Here is a 378-nt window from a genome sequence, read left to right as displayed (position 1 = left end):
GCCAGAGCCGCGTTTACTAACGCGAGCTCATGTTTTGCTTCTTCATCTAAGCGTTCAACGACTTCTTCGTTTTCCATCTCAACGGCTTGCTCAGCGAAGTCTTGACTCACTGGTTCTTCACGATGCAATAAGTGTTTTTCAGTATTCTCTACTCGTTTCTCGTACTCGGCCTTTAACTCGAGTAGTTTGTTTTTCGCTTGTTCCATGAAGTTTCTCCATCGGGTAGTCATCAATACGCAGTGATCAGTACATCAGCACTGCCGCTTCATTCTTGCATGTGATTAGAATAATCCTACCTCGAAGCGCGGCGCTTGATCTGGCTCAACTATGGATAGTATTCGATTTAGAGCACGACTAAGGTCGAATTTCGGTTCGATG

The 378-nt window shown here is 45.2% G+C and carries 1 protein-coding gene; it reads right to left on the bottom strand.

What is annotated here, in order from left to right:
• Positions 1 to 206, bottom strand: a 206-nt coding sequence (locus A3751_RS00975) for a hypothetical protein (RefSeq protein WP_369821213.1), incomplete at its 3' end; no start/stop codon positions are given.
• Between the last annotated feature and the right edge of the window lie 172 nt (positions 207 to 378).

Source organism: Oleiphilus sp. HI0080, from assembly GCF_001635135.1.
Note: the sequence above shows the minus strand (reverse complement) of the source record. Positions and strands in the feature narration are given on the sequence as shown.